The organism is Hominimerdicola alba 8 (assembly GCF_000178155.2).
GTDB lineage: Bacteria > Bacillota > Clostridia > Oscillospirales > Ruminococcaceae > Hominimerdicola > Hominimerdicola alba_C.
Genome location: NZ_ADKM02000088.1, coordinates 1 through 1,286 on the forward strand (window position 1 = coordinate 1; position 1,286 = coordinate 1,286).

Sequence of the window (1,286 nt, forward strand, 5' to 3'; positions counted from 1 at the left end):
AGTTATTTCTGTATCTCAATCTCAAACTTTCCCTCGGAGTTTACCTTGAGCCGCAAGGTCTTGACATACCGATTGCAGAAATTCTCCATTTCCTTCATGGTAGCGGTCACTCTTGTGGCTTCGTATATTTTGTGGGTAAGGTCCAGAGGGTTCTCACCGACAAGCGAGGGCAAATGCTTTTCAAGCTCCGCAAACAGGACGGCTCGCTTCATGTCCTCCGTCCCAGCGGTGCAGAAATCATCTATTGCACAGTAGTAGATACCGTGCTGTGCGAGGGCGTTCTTGATTGCCGTCCCGCATTTCTCATATTCGTACATAACGAGAAACTTTGCTTTCGGCAGGCTCTCGATAAGTCCCCAAAAGTCGGAATCACTCGACACAATGATAAAAGATGTTATTCCGTCACGGTAGAAGTCCGTGACTACGCTTGCTGTCATTCGCACATCGACCAGGGACTTTCGGTCGGTCACACGGTCGATCTCGATATGTTCGGTGGGTATCTGCGTGAATTTTGAGAGCCAGTCCCAGCCTGCTGTGGTGTGCGGATCGTCATAGAGCGTTATTTTCTCGATCTTGGCAAGTTCTTCGGGATTTAAGCCTTTCAGCACACTGTACAGCTTGTACGGGTTGGAGTTCTCACAATCGACAGCGATAGCAGTTTTCTCGGTGCTGTCGATAAAATTATAAATATTGTTTCGTGTTTCATCGTCTGCGTCCCGATATTTCGTGTAGTCGGTGAAGCTGTCATTATGCTGACCGTAGATGATTTTCAGGAACTTGCGGTCGGAATAGACAATGCTTCCCACATCGGCAGGCTGCCAGTGAATATACATCTGAAACGGGTAATGCTCGATGTTCGCCATGTATTTGGTGAACTCCTGCTTCATGACACCGTTCTTATTGTATTTCGGGACAAAGAACAAGTCTCGGATATACTCCCAATTCAGCCAGTCGTAGAACAGATGGGAGCATTTATCAATGTTTTCATTGATGAGCCTTGTAAACTCCTGCATATACTTCTCAGAGCGTGAGTTTGCCTGAATAATGGTAAATCCCCATTTTTCAAGCTGCTTGATGTTCTCATGGTCATACCACTCGATGTTATGCAGGTTTTTGAGCTGATACCGTATCAGATCATCGGTCTTTTTGAACTTCTGCATCAGTACGGTTCGCAGCTTACATAAATATCGTATCGCAGTAGCATCACGGTCGGCTTTGAGCTTGTCTATCAGCTCGGCACATTCCCCATAGCTTGCGGTGAGTGCAGACATTCGGACACCGATCAT

At 46.7% G+C, this 1,286-nt stretch carries 1 protein-coding gene; it reads right to left on the minus strand.

Annotated features, from left to right (window positions below; genetic code table 11):
- Nucleotides 1-2: 2 nt before the first annotated feature.
- Nucleotides 3-1,286, minus strand: a 1,284-nt coding sequence (locus tag CUS_RS10090; protein WP_050792223.1) for an NYN domain-containing protein, incomplete at its 5' end; no start/stop codon positions are given.